Consider the following 17,577-nt stretch of genomic DNA (forward strand, 5'->3'; position numbering starts at 1 on the left):
GCTCCACCGACGACGCGGGCCTCGACGAGGCCCTGTGGGAGCTGGTCTGGGCCGGGCTCGTCACGAACGACACCCTGGCGCCGCCGGTCGAGCCGACGAGGGTGCGCAGCGGCGCCAGGGTGTCGTTCGTGACGAGCCCGGCCCAGACCAGCTCCCACAGGGCCTCGACGAGGCCCGCGTCGTCGGTGGAGCCGACCGCGTCGGAGAGCTGGCGGAAGAAGTAGCCGCCGCCCGAGCCGAGCACGCCGACGATCTCCTGCTGGAGCTCGGTCAGGGTCACGGACTCGGCGGCGGGGACGGGGAGGGTCAGCACTGCCGTGTCGGCGAGATGGAGGCTCACCCAGCCGTCGTTGCCGGGCAGGGTGCCCGCGCCGGCCCAGAGGACCTCGCCGGTCGCGGTGAGCTCGTCGAGCATCGCGGGGGAGTAGTCGCGCACCCGGGCGGGCAGGATCAGCGACTCCCAGGCGGACGCGGGGATGGGCGCGCCGGCCAGCTGGTCGATCACGGAGGCCACGCCGTCGATGCCGCGGAGCGAGCCGCCGACGTGCTGCCAGGCGGGGAGGAAGCGGGCGTACGCTGCCGCGTCGACCGGCTCCACCTCTTTGCGGAGCGCTGCGAGAGAGCGGCTGCGCAGGCGGCGCAGCACCTCGGCGTCGCACCACTCGGTCCCGGTGCCGGTGGGGCGGAACTCGCCCTCCGAGACGCGGCGCTCGCCCGCGAGGCGGCGCAGGGTGTCGGTGACGACCGCGACGCCGAGGCCCAGGCGGGTGGCGACGGCGGCGGCGGTGAAGGGGCCGTGGGTGCGCGCGTAGCGGGCGACGAGGTCGCCGAGCGGATCGCGGACCGGGTCGATGAAGGCGACGGGGACGCCGATCGGCAGGGGCACGCCGAGAGCGTCGCGGAGCCGGGAGGCGTCCTCCATCGCGGCGTACCGCTGCTCGCCGCCGAGCCCGACGGGCAGGACACGCTTGGCCTTCACGAGCGCGGCGACGTCGGCCTCGAGCACCGCGCGCTCGATCGCGGGCGCCTTCGCGACGTCCGCCAAGGCGACCGACTCGTCGACCAGGCGCTCCCCGAGCTCGTCGAGCGTCAGCGGGCCGAGCAGCCGGAGCAGGTCGGCGGCGCCCTCGAGCCCGCGGAGGCGGCGCTCGGGCTCGACGCGCTGCAGCTCGCGCTCGATCTGCGCGAGGACGGCCGGGTCGAGCAGCTCGCGCAGCTCCGCCCGGCCGAGCAGCTCGCCGAGGAGCGTCGCGTCGACCGAGAGCGCCGCGGCACGGCGCTCGGCGAGCGGGCTGTCGCCCTCGTACATGAAGGCCGCGACGTAGCCGAAGAGCATGGACCGCGCGAACGGACTGGCGGTCGGCGTCTCGACCTCGAGGATCCGCAGCTCGCGCCCGTCCAGCCGCGCGGCGAGCCGGAGCAGCGCGGGCAGGTCGTAGACGTCCTGGAGGCACTCGCGGACGGTCTCGAGGATGATCGGGAAGGTCGGGTAGGTGCGGGCGACGTCGAGCAGCTGCGCCGCCCGCTGCCGCTGCTGCCAGAGCGGGGAGCGCTTGCCCGGGTTGTACCTCGGGAGCAGGAGCGCCCGCGCCGCGCACTCGCGGAACCGGGCGGCGAAGAGGGCGGAGCCGCCGACCTCGCTCGTGACCAGCTGCTCCAGCTCCTCGCGCTCGAACAGGAACAGCTCGGAGCCCGGCGGCTCCGACTCCGTGTCGGGGATCCGCACGACGATGCCGTCGTCCCCGGCCATCGCCGCTCCGTCGACCCCGTGCCGCTCGCGGACGCGAGCGCCGATGGCGAGCGCCCACGGCGAGTGCACCTGCATCCCGTACGGGGAGTGCAGCACCAGCCGCCAGTCGCCCAGCTCGTCGCGGAAGCGCTCGAGCACGAGGGTGCGGTCGTCCGGGATCTGCCCGGTGGCCCGGCGCTGCTCGTCGAGGAAGGAGAGGAGGTTGCTGGTCGCGTACTCGTCGAGCCCGGCCGCCGTGCAGCGCTCGCGCGCCGTCTCGGGGGCTGCGGCGCCCACCTCGCGGGTGAACGCCCCGATCGCCTCGCCGAGCTCGGCGGGGCGCCCCTGCGAGTCGCCCTTCCAGAACGGGAGGCGCCCGGGCTCGCCGAACGCCGGCGTCACGATCACGCGGTCGTAGGTGATCTCCTGGATGCGCCAGCTGGTGGCTCCGAGCGCGAAGACGTCGCCGACGCGGGACTCGTAGACCATCTCCTCGTCGAGCTCGCCGACGCGGTTGCCGGTCGAGCCCGGCTCGCCGACCATGAACACGCCGAAGAGCCCGCGGTCGGGGATGGTGCCGCCGCTGGTGACGGCGAGGCGCTGGGCGCCGGGCCGGCCGGTGAGCGTGTTCGCGTCGCGGTCCCAGACGAGGCGCGGCCGCAGCTCCGCGAACTGGTCGGAGGGGTAGCGGCCCGAGAGCAGGTCGAGGGTCGCCTCGTAGGCGGAGCGGGGCAGGGACACGAAGGGGGCGCTGCGGCGGACGGTGTCGAACCAGTCGTCCACGTCGAGGCTCTCGAGGGCCGTCGCGGCGACGGTCTGCTGCGCGAGGATGTCGAGCGGGTTCGCGGGGACGGCGATCGCCTCGATCAGTCCCGAGCGCATCCGCTCCGTCGTCACGGCGGAGTGGAGCAGGTCGGCCCGGTGCTTGGGGTAGAAGGACCCGCGCGAGACCTCGCCGACCTGGTGGCCGGCTCGGCCCACGCGCTGCAGGGCGCTCGCGACCGAGGGCGGCGTCTCGACCTGGACGACGAGGTCGACCGCGCCCATGTCGATCCCGAGCTCGAGGCTCGAGGTCGCGACCACGCAGCGCAGACGGCCGGATTTCAGGTCGTCCTCGATGATCGCGCGCTGCTCCTTGCTCACCGAGCCGTGGTGAGCGCGGGCGAGCAGTGGCTCCTCGTCGGGCGCGGACTGCCCGCTGCCGCTCGTGCCCCCGGCCGCTCCCATCGCCTCGGCCGGGGAGCGGCGGACGGAGGAGGAGCCCGCCTCGGCGAGCAGGGCCCCGACCGCGACGGGCTCGCCCGCCTCGCGCGCCCGCTCCGCAGCGAGCTCGCGGCGCTCGGCGTAGATCTCGTTGAGCCGGGCGGTCAGCCGCTCGGCGAGGCGGCGGGAGTTCGCGAAGACGATGGAGGAGGTGTGCGCGAGGACCCGGTCGACGATCGACTCCTCGACGTGCGGCCAGATCGACCCGCTCTGCGGACCGGTGGCCCCCATCGTCGATCCGTCCTGCGGAGCCGCCGTCCCCAGCTCGGACATGTCCTCGACCGGGACGACGACGCTGAGGTCCCACTGCTTCTCGGACGCCGGAGCCACGATCGCGACCGGGGAGCGGCCGGCGAGGAACCGGGCCACCTCCTCGCGCGGGCGCACCGTCGCCGAGAGGCCGATGCGCTGCACCGGCTTCGGGAGCAGGGCGTCGAGCCGCTCGAGGGAGACGGCGAGGTGCGCCCCGCGCTTGGTCGACGCGACCGCGTGGACCTCGTCGACGATGACCGTCTCGACGCCGCGGAGCGACTCGCGCGCCGCCGAGGTGAGCATGAGGTAGAGCGACTCGGGGGTCGTGATCAGGATGTCCGGCGGCGTCTTCTGCAGCACGCGCCGCTCGGCGGCGGGCGTGTCTCCCGACCGCACCCCGACGGTGACCGTGGCCGGCGCGCTGCCGATGCCCTCGGCGCTCAGCCGCAGCGCCGTCTGGGTGACGCCGACGAGCGGCGAGCGGAGGTTGCGCTCGACGTCGACGCCGAGAGCCTTCAGCGGCGAGACGTAGAGCACGCGCGTGCGGTGCTGCGGATCCTCCGGCGGCGGGCCCTGCACGAGCCGGTCGATCGCCCAGAGGAAGGCCGAGAGCGTCTTGCCGGAGCCGGTGGGAGCGACCACGAGGGCGTGCGCTCCACTCGAGATGGCCGACCAGGCGCCCTCCTGGGCGGCGGTCGGCGCCGGGAACGCGCCCTCGAACCACGCGCGCGTGGCGGGGGAGAAGCGCTCGAGGACGTCCGGCATGCATCCATCCTCCCTGCCACCTCCGACATTGCCGGGGCCGCGGCCCGGGGGCGAGCCCTTGACGCGGGGGAGTCCGCCCGTCAGGCGAAGCCGAGACGCACGAACGTGCCGATGTCGGCGAGCTCGGCCTGCCCGACTCCGTGGGCGACGCCCTCGTAGACCCGGGCGTCGAGCGCCGTGTGCTCCGGGAACCAGGCCGCCGCGTCCCGCACGAGCTCCTCCGGGATCACCGTGTCGAGCGTCCCGCGGCCCCAGAACACCGGAGGACGCTCGCGGGCGAGCCGCTCGTCCGCGTCGTCGCCCTCGGCGAGCGGGACCACGAACCCGGACAGGGCGACCGCGAAGGCGAAGCGGCCCGGCGCGCGCCGAAGCAGCTGCACCGCCAGCGCGGCGCCCTGGGAGAAGCCCAGCAGCCCCACCGGACCCGGGTGCTCCAAAGCGTCGAGCCACTCGATCACACCCGCCGCCGCCGCCTCGACGGCCTCGGGATCGGCCCGCGGCTCGTCAGGCACCAGCGGCACCCGGAGGGGCCACCACGCGTTCGCCCCGCCGCCCAGGGCGAGAGGCGCCCGGAGGGACGCGAGGACCGGCTCCAGCGGCAGGTAGGCGCCGAGCGAGAACAGGTCCCCCTCGTGCGAGCCGTAGCCGTGCAGCAGCACCAGGAGTGGCCTGCCGACGCGGTCGCGCTCGGAGGAGGACCACAGCACCGCGTTCGCGTCGATTCCCATCGCACCATCATCCCCCTGAGTGCGGGATCGCCGCCGCCGGTCGGAACACCAGCCGCGAAGGGTGAGAATGGCTGCATGAGCGTGCGCACCCCTGACCCGAACTCCGGGTGGCTGTCCGACGACGAACTCGCCGAGATCCGTCGGCGGCTCCCGCTGCTGTACGTGGAGGCCGTGCCCGTCCGGGTCGACGGGCTCGGGCAGGTCACCGAGGTCGGCGTGCTCCTGCGCGCGACCCCCTCCGGCCAGATCACCCGCACGATAGTCTCGGGCCGCGTGATGTACGGCGAGACGCTGCGCGACGCGCTGTTCCGCCACCTCGAGAAGGATCTCGGTCCCATGGCCTTCCCCCTCCTCCCCGCGAGCCCGCTCCCCTTCCACGTCGCCGAGTACTTCCCGATGCCCGGCATGGGACCGTTCACCGACGACCGCCAGCACGCGGTCTCCCTCGCCTACGTCGTACCCGTCACCGGCACCTGCGACCCCCGCCAGGACGCCCTCGAGCTCACCTGGATGACCCCCGACGAGGCCTGCTCCGACGCGATCTCCGCCGAGATGGAGGGCGGGCGGGGCGCGCTGATCCGCGCCGCGCTCGCTTCCGTCGGCCGCCTGTCCTAGCGGCGCGGATCGGCCGCGGTGCTCCCTTCTGCGCACCGATAGCGGCGCGCCGCGGTCGGCTCGCAAGGATGGCGGGCCGGCTGGAGTGTCGGGCGTCCGCCTGGACCGATCCGCCGGCACGCGACTCGGCCGTTCGGCTCGTGGATCCGGCGTCCACGGGACCTCTGTGACCGGGCGAGGAGAGGCGGCGCCCCTGCCCGACGACGGCGCAGCAGGGAATCGCCTGATCAGGACGCGGTGAGGACTTCCGGAGCTCCCTGCGCGGGACTCCGCTCGAAGAGGTGAAGCGTGAACGACGAAGGGCCGGGGCCCGCGACCAGTAGTCGCGGGCCCCGGCCCTTCGTGATGTCGGCGCCCTGATCAGGACGAGCGCTGAGGTGCGATCACCGAACGCTCAGCCCCCGGTCGCGACATGCTCTGCGTATCGCAACCGTGCTTGAAGCCGACCGCGGTGCGCCGCTCCGCGGCGCACAATCGGACTCAGCCCTGCGCGCGGCGGCCGCCGCGGCGGGCGCCGCCGCCGGCGGACTCGCGGGCGGGAGCGGCCGAGGCCGCTCCGCCGGTCGCGGTGCTGTAGAACGAGCGCGATCCGCCCGAGGTCGAGGGGGCGCCGGCGGCCGAGCGGCTGCGGCCTCCGCGGGCGCCGCCGCGGGCGGATCCCTCGGCGGCGGTGCGGTCGCGGCGGGGGCGGTCGCCTCCGCCGGTCGCGGCACCCGTCGAGCGTCCGCCGCGGGGTGCGGCGGTGCCCTCGGTGCGGGCCGCGCGCTTGCGCTGCGCGTTGGCGCCCTGCGAGCGTCCGCCCTGCGACTGGCCGCGGACGGGCTCGACGACGGCGCTGGGGGTGACGTACGGAGCGACGTCGCCGACGAGCTTCGCGACGGCGGCCGAGTCAGCCGTCACCTGCTGGGGCGCGACCTGGATCGCGGCCTTGCGGAGGAGGGTCTTCACGTCGCTGCGCTGCGTGGGCAGGACGACGGTGACGACGTCTCCCTCGCTGCCGGCGCGGGCGGTGCGGCCCGAGCGGTGCAGGTACGCCTTGTGCTCCATCGGCGGGTCGACGTGGATGACGAGCTCGACGTCGTCGACGTGCACGCCGCGGGCGGCGACGTCGGTGGCGACGAGGACCTTGACGGTGCCGGCGCCGAACGCGGCGAGGTTCCGGTCGCGGGCGACCTGCGAGAGGTTGCCGTGCAGGTCGACCGCGGGGATGCCCTGGCCGGTGAGCTGCTTGGCGAGCTTCTTCGCGTGGTGCTTGGTGCGCATGAAGAGGATGCGGCGGCCGGTGCCGGACGCGAGCGTCTTCACGAGAGCGTTCTTGGCGTCGAGGCCGTCGACCTCGAACACGTGGTGGGTCATCAGCGCGACCGGCGAGTTGGCCTCGTCGACCGAGTGGAGCACCTCGTTCTGGAGGTACTTCTTGACCAGCTTGTCCACGCCGTTGTCGAGCGTCGCGGAGAACAGCAGGCGCTGCCCGCCGCGGGGGGTCTTGTCGAGGATGCGCGTGACGACCGGCAGGAAGCCGAGGTCGGCCATGTGGTCGGCCTCGTCGAGGACGGTGATCTCGACGGCGTCGAGGTTCACGAAGCCCTGCTTCATCAGGTCCTCGAGGCGGCCCGGGCAGGCCACGACGATGTCGACGCCCTGCTTGAGCGCGGCGACCTGGCGCTGCTGCGAGACGCCTCCGAAGATCGTGGTGGTGACGATGCCGTACGCGTCGGCGAGGGGCTGCATCGCGGCGGTGATCTGCGTGGCGAGCTCGCGGGTCGGCGCGAGGACGAGTCCGAGCGGGCGGCCGGGGCGGCGGCGTCCGCCGGCGAGCGAGCCGCCGAGTCGGGCGATCATCGGGATGGAGAAGGCGAGGGTCTTGCCGGAGCCGGTCTTGCCGCGGCCGAGGACGTCGCGTCCGCCGAGGGTGTCGGGCAGCGTGTCGACCTGGATCGGGAAGGGCTCGGTGATGCCGCTCGCGGTGAGCGCGGCCACGAGGGGGGCCGGCACGCCGAGGGCGCTAAAGGAGAGGGGGGTGTTCGACATGGAGTGGTGCCTTTCGGGGGCATCATGCCGATCGAGGACGCGCGGGCGGTGGCCGGGGCGCGGGTGATCGGCGTTCGGGCGAAGGTGACGGTGGTCACATCCGTTCGCCGTACGATTCGGTGCGCGCGGCCGGGGGCCTCATGCACGTGCGCCAGATGGTCGGGACGGATCCTCGACGGTCAGAGTCCTAGGGGACAAGGGGCGTTCTACGACGCGGGGGAGCGCAGTCGCTGCGCTCGCACCATCCCACTCTAGTGGATGCCGATCCATCCGCGCATCGCGGCCTGCACGCGGGAGCCGTCGCGGTCGCTCAGCTTGGTCCCGACGAAGTCGCCCGCCCAGTCCGAGGTCTGCACGCGGAAGGCCGGCTCCGGGTCGCGCAGGGTCTTCAGGATGACGGCGGCGACGTCGGACGGGTCCTGCGCGTGGGTCGAGGAGAAGGACGACGCGGCGCGGTCGAGGTAGGCGCCGAGCGCCGGCGAGTAGGGGCCGGCCTGCGCGAGCATCGCCGCCGCGTCGATGCCGACGTTCTCGACGAAGCTGCTGCGGACCGCTCCCGGCTCGATCAGCGACACGTGGACGCCGACGGAGGCGGCGACCGGGGCGAGCGCCTCGAAGAACCCCTCGACCGCGAACTTCGCCGCGCAGTAGTCCTCGTTGAACGGCTGCCCGATCGCGCCGCCGACGCTCGAGACGGTGACGATGCGGCCGCGGGACGAGCGCAGCATCGGCATCGCGGCGCGGGTGACCGCGACGGTGCCGAAGAAGTTGACCTCCATCACGCGGCGCAGCTCCTCCGGATCCTCCAGCTCGAGGGTGCCGAGGTGGCCGGCTCCGGCGTTGTTCACGAGGGCGTCGAGACCGCCGAGCTCCTCCTCCACGGCGCGGAGGCAGCCGGCGACGGAGTCCGCGTCGGTCACGTCGAGCGCCCGCAGGTCGAGCTCGACGCGGGCCTCGGCGGCGGCGGCGCGCAGGCCCTCCGCCCGCTCCGGATCCCGCACTGTGGCGACCACCCGCCAGCCCGCGCGCGCGGCCTCGATCGCGGTGGCGCGGCCGATGCCGGTGGAGGTTCCGGTGACGAGGAGGACGGGACGGGGCATGCGGCTTTCCTGCTTTCCGGCGCACGACGGCGCCGCCCGGAAGCTATCGGCCGCCCCTCCGAGAACGTCCAGGGTCGGTGTCAGCCCCGGTAGCGCTCGCCGACCGGCACCTCGACCGGCAGCCGGTTGCCCGCCTGGGCGAGCGGGCAGGCCCAGGCCGGGTCGTAGGCGCAGGAGGGGTTGTAGGCGAAGTTGAAGTCGAGCACCAGCGTCCCCGGGGCGGAGCCCGGACCGAGGTCGGCGCCCTTCACGGTGTCCAGGAGGTAGCGGCCACCGCCGTAGGTGCCGCCGGGTGTCCCCGCGAGGGCGTCCTTGACCGGCAGGAACAGGCCTCCGCCGTAGGACGCCAGGCGCCAGACGTCGAGGCTGCCGGTGTCCGGCACCTCGACCGTGCCGATCAGCTCGAAGGGGACGGTGCCGTCGGTGCCGGTCTCCACGTCCATCCGCCGCGCCTCCTCGGCCGGGGCCACCTCGAGCTCGAAGCGCCAGGCCGCGTCGTAGGGCGCGATCGGCAGCGAGCGGAAGTGCGCGCGGTCGGCCGGGAGGAGGGGGGTGGAGGGGTGCTGCGCGAAGAGCGCGTTGCGCCCGCGGATCCAGGACGCGTGCGCGGCGAGCAGGTCCACGTTCGAGAGTCGGCGCACCTCCGCGTAGAGGGCCTGGACGTGGCGGCGCCAGTCCGACACCTCGACCGCCGTCGTGAGGCGGCGGCGGGGCGAGACGCCGTCGTCGTCCTGCTCCTCCTCGTCGGCGGAGGGCCACTGGAGGCGCAGGAGCTCCGAGCGCGACAGCTCGGTCTCCTCCTCGGCGACACCGTCGGGGCTCATGCGGCGGACTCCCCGCGCGGGCGGGTGTCGGCACCGACATCGTGGCGCCAGGACGGGGCGAGGGAGCGGATGCGGATGCCGCGCCACTGCCAGAACGCCCACATCGACGGCCAGAGCGCGGCCGAGGCGAGGCCCGCCGAGAACTCGAGGCGGTCGCGGAAGAGCGTGCGCCCGTCGGGGAGCGGGGCGACGGCCATGCGGTGGTCCCACGCGGTGATCAGTCGGAGGGAGCCGGTGAGGGGCCCGCCGCTGTCGCGCAGGATCCGCACGTCGGGCATCGAGGGGACGCGGCGGTAGGAGAGGTCGATCTCCTGCGCGCCCATCGGCACGATCCCGAGGGCGTCCATCGCGACCTCGTGGGAGCCGAGCCCCCAGGTCGGGCGGAAGCCGCCCTCGTCCAGCGACGCGGCGGTCAGGAGCGGGGACATCACCTCCCGGAACACGGCCGGACTCTGCAGGGCGCGCCAGGCGGAGTCGGCGTCGGTGTCGAGCACGTGCTTGAGCATCACCTTCACGAGGGACATCCTCCTCCGCCCGCCCCTGCGCAGGAACCGGGTGCGCGCGGAGCCCCGGACGTGTATGCGCCTCCGGTGCTCGCTACCGTGTCAGGGTGACCGCTCCCGCCGCCTCCGTCGACCAGTCGACCTACCAGATCCGCTTCGAGTGGGGGGCCCGCGCCCTCCGCGTGCTCGCCCCCGCCCACGTCACGGTGCTCGTCGACGCTCTGCCCGGAGGCGAGAGCCCCGACCTCGGGGGAGTGGAGGGCCGCGTCGTCCGCGCGGGCCTGGCCGACCGCTCGGCCGTCGCCCGCTGGATCCTGGAGCGCCAGCACGAGAACGGCGGGCGCACCAGCGTCAACGTGATCGCACTCGGCGACGTCGACGACAGCGGAGCGGCGCGGTTCGCGATGGAGGACCAGCTGGCGGCCGGCGCCGTCGTCGACGCGCTCATCGGGCTGGGCATCGACCACGTCTCGCCCGAGGCCGCGGTGGCCTGCGCGTCCTACGAGGGCCTGCGCCGGGCGTGCGCGCATCTGCTCACCGCGTCCGAGTCCGGCCGCCTGCTCGCCGCCGAGGGGCGGGCGGACGAGGTCCGCGCCGCCGCCCGGGTCGACACCGTCGACGAGGTGGCGGTCCTCCGCTGACCCGCCGCTCCGGCGGGCGCGGCCTCCGAGAGGTGCAGGGCGTCCGCGGAGCGCACAAGCCCCTGCGGATCCGAGCCGCCGCCTCGACCACTCGCCCGCCCCCGGCGTAGCGTTCGGCGGAGGCGGTCCCTCCGCCCCCCGCCCCGACCGAAAGCTGGCCCGCATGAAAGCCGTCCTCAACGACGTCGTCCTCGCCGACGCCCCCGACTCCGACCTGATCTCGATCGAGGGCAACTGGTACTTCCCGCCGTCGAGCATCGCCGAGGGCGTGCTCGTCGAGAGCCCCACGCCCTACACCTGCCCGTGGAAGGGCGAGTGCCAGTACTTCTCGGTGCAGACCGGCGACGGCCTGCAGAAGGACAAGGCCTGGTCGTACCCGCACCCCTACCCGACGGCGTTCGACCGCGTCGGCAAGGACTTCTCGGGCTACGTCGCCTTCGACCGCTCGGTCCGCGTCTCCGACTGACCCGTCCCGCCGCGGTGCCGCTCCCGGTGCCGCGGCGGTGCGTCAGCCGCGCGGTGCGTCAGCCGCGCGGTGCGTCAGCCGCGCGGGGCGGCGGCGCGCGCCCGGTAGGCCCGGACCTTCGACCGGTTCCCGCAGCGCTGCATCGAGCACCAGCGGCGCGACCCGGCTCGGGACGTGTCGAGGTAGAGCATCCGGCACTCCGGATCCGCGCAGCGCCGCAGCCGTCCGGTCGCGGCCGGACCCAGCAGCCCCACGGCCTCCCGGGCGATGGACGCGAGCGCCTGCCTGCCCGCCGCGTGGAGCCGTCCGGCCTGCCGCGATCCGCCGCCCAGCACCGGCGGGATGTCGGGCATCGCCGCGACCAGGTTGACCACGTCGACGTCGCGCGGGTCGAGCGCGGTGCCGGCCTCGGCCGCGACGGCCAGCCGGGCGATCGCGCCCCGGAGCATCAGCGCGTCATCCAGGCGCGCGTCCCGGCTCTCGGGGCCGACCGCCTCGAAGCGCTCGGCGAGCCAGGCGGCCAGGGCGGCGTCGGAGTCGAGGTGCTCGGCCGCTCCCGGAGGCAGTGCTCCCGTCGTGGCGAAGTCGAGTGCGAGGCTTCCGGAGTCGAACCACCAGCGCCGGCCGTCGGCCTCGGGGAGCCACTGCCCGGTGACCGGCGTGCGCCCGCCGTGCGGGGCCTCGTCCGCGGTCACGGCGCCGGGACCGGTCGGCGCCGCCACTGGATCGCGTTCGCGGGCTCGAACCGGCGCGCGCAACGGCCGCAGGCCAGGGGCCGGGTGGGCCGGCGATGGCGGTAGAAGAGGTGTCCGCCCGGGCAGGTGCCGACCCACGGCGCGAGCTCGTCCGCGGTCGGGTTGCTGTGGGTGCGCGATCCCGTGTAGCCGAGCCGCGCCGCGATCCGCCGCCACTGCGGTCCGTGCCCGGCGTCGGGCCCCGCGAGCGCGTGAGCGACCTCGTGCAGGAGTGTCTGCCGGACCTCCTCGTCGCTCCAGCGGGCTGCGAGGTGGCGCGAGACCGTGATCCGGCGGCGCGTCCAGTGGCAGGCGCCGCCGCGGGTGCGCGCGTGGTCGAGCGCGAAGGACCAGGAGTGGTCGAGGTGCTCCTCGATCAGCGCGTCGGCCCAGCGGGCCACGTCCTCGAGGTCGGCCACCGGTGGCGCTGCCTAGGACTCGTCGCCGTCGGCGCGGCGGCGGCCGCGGGCGGTGCCGTCGGTGCGGGCCTCGCGGTCGGTCCCGTCCTGGAACTCGGAGGCGGCGGCGTAGCCCAGGCGCGCGACCTCGAGCTCCTCCTCGGGGACCCCGACGCGCTCGCCGAGGGCGGTCGCGGCGTCGAAGTCGCGCATCGCCCGGCCGTACTCGCCCAGCTCGAAGAAGGTGAGGCCGCGGTGCTTGAGCGCGAAGGAGTGCTCGAGGTGCCACTCGTGCGTGCGGGCCTCCTCGACGCAGAGCGCGAGCTCCGAGAGGGCCTCGTCGGTGCGGCCCCGCAGCTGCATGAGGCGGGCGCGGCGGACGCGGGCGGTGAGCAGCTCGGCGCGGTCGCCGGAGAAGCGGGTGCGGCGCACGGCCTCGTTCGCGAGGTCCCACGCCTCGTCGACGCGCCCGAGCAGGCGCAGCAGCTCCGCCTTCTCGGTGAGCGCGGCGAGGCTGCGCAGCGCGCCGACCTCCTCCAGGCGCTCCTGGGCGGCGTCGACGTCGATCTCCTCGTGGAGGGTCGCGGGGTCGTGGCGGATGATGATGCTCAGGGCGATGCTTCCTCGTGGAGTGCGGATCCGGATCGTCGCGCGCGGCGGACGAGAAGACGGTCGGGGTCGCTGACCCCGGCGTCGAGTGTACCGGCGGGTCCCCGGACGGCGCCCCGACGCGCGGCCCGGGTCAGCCCCGTCGCACCTGGAAGATGCTCCGCGCCGGCAGCGGCGACGGGGTGGCGGTCTCGTCCGTGACGACGAGGGCGCCGGCGATGAAGTTCTCGAGCTCCCGCCCCTGCACCAGCTTGGAGGGCGCGGGGTCGGAGGCGAGGCGCCGCGGCAGGCCGTCGAGCGGCAGCGGATCGGCCGAGGCGAGCATCACCACGTTCCCGAAGCGCTTGGCCTTGAGCATCTGGGTGTCGGTCATGATCGCGGTGTGCGCGAAGACGGAGGCGAGCGTCGCGGCCTGGGCGCGGGCGAAGGCGAGCGCGCCGCCGTCGGCCACGTTCACCGCGACCAGGCCGCCGGGGGCGAGCAGCGGCGCGATCGCCCCGTAGAACTCGGCGCTGGTCACGTGCGCGGGAGTGCGCGCGCCCGAGAAGATGTCGACGACGACCACGTCGACCGTGCCGCGCAGCCCGGGCGGCAGCTTGCCGAGCACCTCGCGGGCGTCGCCCTGGCGGATGCGGATCTGCGCGCCGCGGGGGAGCGGGAGCGCCTCGCGCACCAACTCGACCAGAGCGCCCTCGATCTCGACGACCTGCTGGCGCGAGCCCGGCCGGGTCGCGGCGACGTAGCGGGGGAGGGTCAGCGCTCCGGCGCCCAGATGGAGCGCCGTGACGCTGTCGCCCTCGGGGGCGACGAGGTCGATCGCGTGGCCGATCCGGCGGACGTACTCGAAGGAGAGGTGCGTCGGATCCGCGAGGTCGACGTGCGACTGCGGAGTGCCGTCGACGACCAGGGTCGCCGCGTCGGGCGAGTGGCGGTCGGGCTCGATCCGCGCGGTGTACCCGCTGGCGAGCACGGCGCGGGGGTGCTCGGAGTCGTCTCCGCGTCGGCGGCCGGTGCGTTCCTGCATCCGACCAGTCTGCCGCGGCGGCGGGACGGCGGGGCTCCGCGCCCGGCCCGGTCGGATCGATCCGGCAGGCCGTGGCCTCGTATACCGGACCCCGCGGGGCGGCGCAAGCATCCGCACTTGCGCGGCGTGGCGCGATGCGGCTATATTCGTACTTTGCGCTCCCGAGTACCCATGCCCTCATATCGCGGTCGGCAGGTCACCGGAACCCGGCATCAGATGGTGGATGCCGTTGCCACACTCTAGCCCCGCCCCCAAGACCGAGTCGCCTCGGTCCGCACGGCGTGCGGGCAGGGGTGGCGGCCCGTCCGGCGGGAGCCCACTCCACACATCCCACAGATTGAGACCCGCGAGGGTCTACGGAGGTTCCTTCCTTGGCTGCTGCGTCCACCGCGACCACCACCTCACCCAAGAACGGACGCGGAGCTTCGCGTCTCTCGTTCGCCAAGATCAGCGACACCCTGACCGTTCCGGATCTGCTCGCGCTGCAGACCGAGAGCTTCGACTGGCTCGTCGGCTCGGAGGCGTGGAAGACCCGCGTCGCCGAGGCGAAGGCCGCCGGCCGGGAGGACCTCCCCGCCAACTCCGGCCTCGACGAGATCTTCGAGGAGATCTCCCCGATCGAGGACCTCAGCGAGACGATGCAGCTGAGCTTCACGAACCCGTACCTCGAGCCCGAGAAGTACACGATCGAGGAGTGCAAGGAGCGCGGCAAGACCTACGCCGCTCCGCTGTACGTCGAGGCCGAGTTCATGAACCACCTCACGGGTGAGATCAAGACCCAGACGGTCTTCATGGGCGACTTCCCGCTGATGACCGAGAAGGGCACGTTCATCATCAACGGCACCGAGCGTGTCGTCGTGTCCCAGCTCGTGCGCAGCCCCGGCGTCTACTTCGAGCGCCAGCAGGAGAAGACGTCCGACAAGGACATCTACTCCGCCCGCGTCATCCCGAGCCGCGGCGCCTGGCTCGAGTTCGAGATCGACAAGCGCGACCAGGTCGGCGTGCGCATCGACCGCAAGCGCAAGCAGTCGGTCACCGTGTTCCTCAAGGCCCTCGGCCTCACGAGCGAGGAGATCCTCGAGCAGTTCGCCGGCTACGAGTCGATCGAGCTGACCCTCGAGAAGGACAACATCCTCACCAAGGAGGACGCCCTCCGCGACATCTACCGCAAGCTCCGTCCGGGCGAGCAGGTCGCCGCCGAGGCCGCCCGCGCGCTGCTGGACAACTTCTACTTCAACTCCAAGCGCTACGACCTCGCGAAGGTCGGCCGCTACAAGATCAACCGCAAGCTCGGCATCGACAAGGCGCTGTCCGACTCGGTGCTCACGGTCGAGGACATCATCGCGACCATCAAGTACCTGGTCGCCCTGCACGACGGCCGCACCGCCCTCCCCGGCGTGCGCGACGGCGAGCCGGTCGAGCTGCGTCTCGACGTCGACGACATCGACCACTTCGGCAACCGCCGCATCCGCGCGGTCGGCGAGCTGATCCAGAACCAGGTCCGCACCGGACTGTCCCGCATGGAGCGCGTCGTCCGCGAGCGCATGACCACGCAGGACATCGAGGCGATCACCCCGCAGACCCTGATCAACGTGCGCCCCGTCGTCGCCGCGATCAAGGAGTTCTTCGGGACCAGCCAGCTGTCGCAGTTCATGGACCAGAACAACCCGCTCGCGGGTCTGACCCACAAGCGCCGCCTGTCGGCGCTCGGCCCCGGCGGACTCTCCCGTGAGCGCGCCGGCGTCGAGGTCCGCGACGTCCACCCCTCGCACTACGGCCGCATGTGCCCGATCGAGACCCCGGAAGGCCCGAACATCGGCCTGATCGGATCGCTCGCGTCCTTCGCGCGCATCAACTCGTTCGGCTTCATCGAGACCCCGTACCGCAAGGTCGTCGACGGCACCGTCACCTCGCAGATCGACTACCTCACCGCGTCCGAGGAGGACGAGTACCTGGTCGCCCAGGCGAACGCCCCCCTCACGAAGGACTTCCGCTTCGCGGAGGGCAAGGTCCTGGTCCGCCCCAAGGGCGGAGAGGTCGAGCTCGTCGACGCCGAGCGCGTCCACTACATGGACGTCTCGCCGCGCCAGATGGTCTCGGTCGCGACCTCGCTGATCCCGTTCCTCGAGCACGACGACGCGAACCGCGCGCTCATGGGAGCGAACATGCAGCGTCAGGCCGTCCCGCTGCTGCGCAGCGAGTCGCCCGTCGTCGGAACCGGCATGGAGGGCTTCGCGGCCATCGACGCCGGCGACGTCATCACCGCCGACAAGGCCGGTGTCGTCCAGGAGGTCTCCGCCGACTCCGTCACCGTCCAGCTGGACGAGGGCGGCACGCAGACCTACTTCCTCCGCAAGTTCGACCGCTCCAACCAGGGCACCTCGTACAACAACCGCGTGGTCGTCTCGGCCGGCGAGCGCATCGAGGTCGGCGAGGTCGTCGCCGACGGCCCCGCCACCGAGAACGGCGAGCTCGCGCTGGGCAAGAACCTGCTCGTCGCGTTCATGCCGTGGGAGGGCCACAACTTCGAGGACGCGATCATCCTCAGCCAGAACCTGGTGAAGGACGACGTCCTCTCCTCGATCCACATCGAGGAGTACGAGGTCGACGCCCGCGACACCAAGCTCGGCAAGGAGGAGATCACCCGCGACCTCCCCAACGTCAGCCCGGAGCTCCTGGCCGACCTGGACGAGCGCGGCATCATCCGCATCGGCGCCGAGGTCCGCCCCGGCGACATCCTCGTCGGCAAGGTCACGCCCAAGGGCGAGACCGAGCTCTCGGCCGAGGAGCGCCTGCTCCGCGCGATCTTCAACGAGAAGAGCCGCGAGGTCCGCGACACGTCGCTGAAGGTGCCCCACGGCGAGCAGGGCACGATCATCGGCGTCAAGGTGTTCGACGCGCAGGACGGCGACGACGAGCTCGGCTCGGGCGTCAACCAGCGCGTGGTCGTCTACATCGCCCAGAAGCGCAAGATCACCGAGGGCGACAAGCTCGCCGGCCGCCACGGCAACAAGGGCGTCATCTCGAAGATCCTGCCGGTCGAGGACATGCCGTTCCTCGCCGACGGCACCCCGGTCGACATCGTCCTCAACCCGCTCGGCGTCCCCGGCCGCATGAACTTCGGCCAGGTCCTCGAGATCCACCTCGGGTGGATCGCGAAGCAGGGCTGGAAGGTCGAGGGTCAGCCGGAGTGGGCCGCGCGCCTGCCCGAGCACGCCCGCGAGGCGGCGCCCGGCACCAAGGTCGCGACCCCCGTCTTCGACGGTGCGGCGGAGGAGGAGCTCGCAGGGCTCCTCGACTCCACCACCCCGACGCGCGACGGAGAGCGCCTGATCGGCTCGTCCGGCAAGACGCAGCTGTTCGACGGCCGCTCCGGGGAGCCCTTCCCGGACCCGGTCTCGGTCGGCTACATGTACATCCTGAAGCTGCACCACCTCGTCGACGACAAGATCCACGCGCGCTCGACGGGCCCGTACTCGATGATCACCCAGCAGCCGCTCGGTGGTAAGGCGCAGTTCGGCGGACAGCGCTTCGGCGAGATGGAGGTGTGGGCCCTCGAGGCCTACGGCGCCGCCTACGCCCTCCAGGAGCTCCTCACCATCAAGTCGGACGACATCCTCGGCCGCGTGAAGGTGTACGAGGCCATCGTCAAGGGCGAGAACATCCAGGAGCCCGGCATCCCGGAGTCCTTCAAGGTCCTCATCAAGGAGATGCAGTCCCTGTGCCTGAACGTCGAGGTCCTCTCGGCCGACGGCACCGCGGTCAGCCTGCGCGACACCGATGACGAGGTCTACCGCGCCGCGGAAGAGCTCGGCATCAACATCTCCTCTCGGTTCGAGTCGTCCTCCGTCGACGACATCTGATCCGCGCCAGCATCTGACGACCTCCCGTCTCT

The 17,577-nt window shown here is 73.2% G+C and carries 14 protein-coding genes; 4 read left to right on the top strand and 10 right to left on the bottom strand.

Features of this window, described 5'->3' with window-relative positions; all coding sequences use genetic code 11:
• Together C5B98_RS12120 and C5B98_RS12125 are read right to left on the bottom strand one after the other, a co-directional pair.
• Positions 1–4,009 (bottom strand): ATP-dependent helicase (locus C5B98_RS12120; protein WP_104327871.1); only part of this gene is annotated, 4,009 nt, incomplete at its 3' end.
• Between the two features lie 80 nt (positions 4,010–4,089).
• Positions 4,090–4,737 (bottom strand): alpha/beta hydrolase, encoded by a 648-nt coding sequence (locus C5B98_RS12125; RefSeq protein WP_104250889.1) that lies wholly within the window; start codon positions 4,735–4,737, stop codon positions 4,090–4,092.
• 75 nt (positions 4,738–4,812) lie between these two features.
• Between C5B98_RS12125 and C5B98_RS12130 the strand changes: the two genes are divergently transcribed.
• Positions 4,813–5,352, top strand: coding sequence for an NUDIX hydrolase family protein (locus C5B98_RS12130; protein WP_104225113.1), 540 nt, complete (start codon positions 4,813–4,815; stop codon positions 5,350–5,352).
• Positions 5,353–5,832: 480 nt separating this feature from the next.
• On the opposite strand, the gene C5B98_RS12135 is transcribed toward C5B98_RS12130, so the two are convergent.
• The 4 genes from C5B98_RS12135 to C5B98_RS12150 form a co-directional block, all read right to left on the bottom strand.
• A complete protein-coding gene (locus C5B98_RS12135) occupies positions 5,833–7,383 on the bottom strand; it encodes a DEAD/DEAH box helicase (protein WP_104327872.1) in 1,551 nt (516 codons plus the stop codon).
• Between the two features lie 251 nt (positions 7,384–7,634).
• Positions 7,635–8,483 (bottom strand): SDR family oxidoreductase, encoded by an 849-nt coding sequence (locus C5B98_RS12140; protein WP_104233932.1) that lies wholly within the window; start codon positions 8,481–8,483, stop codon positions 7,635–7,637.
• An 80-nt stretch (positions 8,484–8,563) separates the two neighbouring features.
• Positions 8,564–9,307 carry a DUF1684 domain-containing protein gene (locus tag C5B98_RS12145; RefSeq protein ID WP_104226769.1) on the bottom strand — a complete coding sequence of 248 codons (744 nt, stop codon included), beginning with the start codon at positions 9,305–9,307 and terminating at the stop codon, positions 8,564–8,566.
• Positions 9,304–9,831, bottom strand: a complete 528-nt coding sequence (locus tag C5B98_RS12150) for a hypothetical protein (protein WP_104238079.1) — start codon at positions 9,829–9,831, stop codon at positions 9,304–9,306. Before C5B98_RS12150 ends, C5B98_RS12145 begins: the two co-directional genes overlap by 4 nt.
• Before the next feature lie 86 nt (positions 9,832–9,917).
• On the opposite strand from C5B98_RS12150, the gene C5B98_RS12155 reads away from it, so the two are divergent.
• Positions 9,918–10,451: a 2-phosphosulfolactate phosphatase gene (locus C5B98_RS12155; RefSeq protein WP_104233930.1), complete on the top strand. Its 534-nt coding sequence runs from the start codon at positions 9,918–9,920 to the stop codon at positions 10,449–10,451.
• Positions 10,452–10,614: 163 nt separating this feature from the next.
• A complete protein-coding gene (locus tag C5B98_RS12160; RefSeq protein WP_104224584.1) occupies positions 10,615–10,917 on the top strand; it encodes a DUF427 domain-containing protein in 303 nt (100 codons plus the stop codon).
• 74 nt (positions 10,918–10,991) lie between these two features.
• On the opposite strand, the gene C5B98_RS12165 is transcribed toward C5B98_RS12160, so the two are convergent.
• The 4 genes from C5B98_RS12165 to C5B98_RS12180 form a co-directional block, all read right to left on the bottom strand.
• On the bottom strand, positions 10,992–11,612 hold the full coding sequence (locus tag C5B98_RS12165; RefSeq protein ID WP_104226792.1) for a CGNR zinc finger domain-containing protein: 621 nt from the start codon (positions 11,610–11,612) through the stop codon (positions 10,992–10,994).
• Positions 11,609–12,070: a SprT-like domain-containing protein gene (locus tag C5B98_RS12170; protein WP_104226767.1), complete on the bottom strand. Its 462-nt coding sequence runs from the start codon at positions 12,068–12,070 to the stop codon at positions 11,609–11,611. Before C5B98_RS12170 ends, C5B98_RS12165 begins: the two co-directional genes overlap by 4 nt.
• A 12-nt stretch (positions 12,071–12,082) precedes the next feature.
• Positions 12,083–12,481, bottom strand: a complete 399-nt coding sequence (locus C5B98_RS17035) for a hypothetical protein (protein WP_181065529.1) — start codon at positions 12,479–12,481, stop codon at positions 12,083–12,085.
• Between the two features lie 310 nt (positions 12,482–12,791).
• The gene (locus tag C5B98_RS12180) at positions 12,792–13,682 is read right to left on the bottom strand and encodes a spermidine synthase (protein ID WP_104250884.1); all 891 of its coding nucleotides are present in this window, start codon (positions 13,680–13,682) and stop codon (positions 12,792–12,794) included.
• Positions 13,683–14,053: 371 nt separating this feature from the next.
• Here C5B98_RS12180 and rpoB point away from each other — a divergent pair, with 371 nt between their 5' ends.
• Entirely contained in the window at positions 14,054–17,545 is a 3,492-nt protein-coding gene (rpoB, locus tag C5B98_RS12185; RefSeq protein ID WP_104224581.1) for a DNA-directed RNA polymerase subunit beta, read from the top strand.
• The last annotated feature ends 32 nt before the right edge of the window (positions 17,546–17,577 follow it).

Source organism: Rathayibacter sp. AY1A5, assembly GCF_002930875.1.
Taxonomy (GTDB): domain Bacteria; phylum Actinomycetota; class Actinomycetes; order Actinomycetales; family Microbacteriaceae; genus Rathayibacter.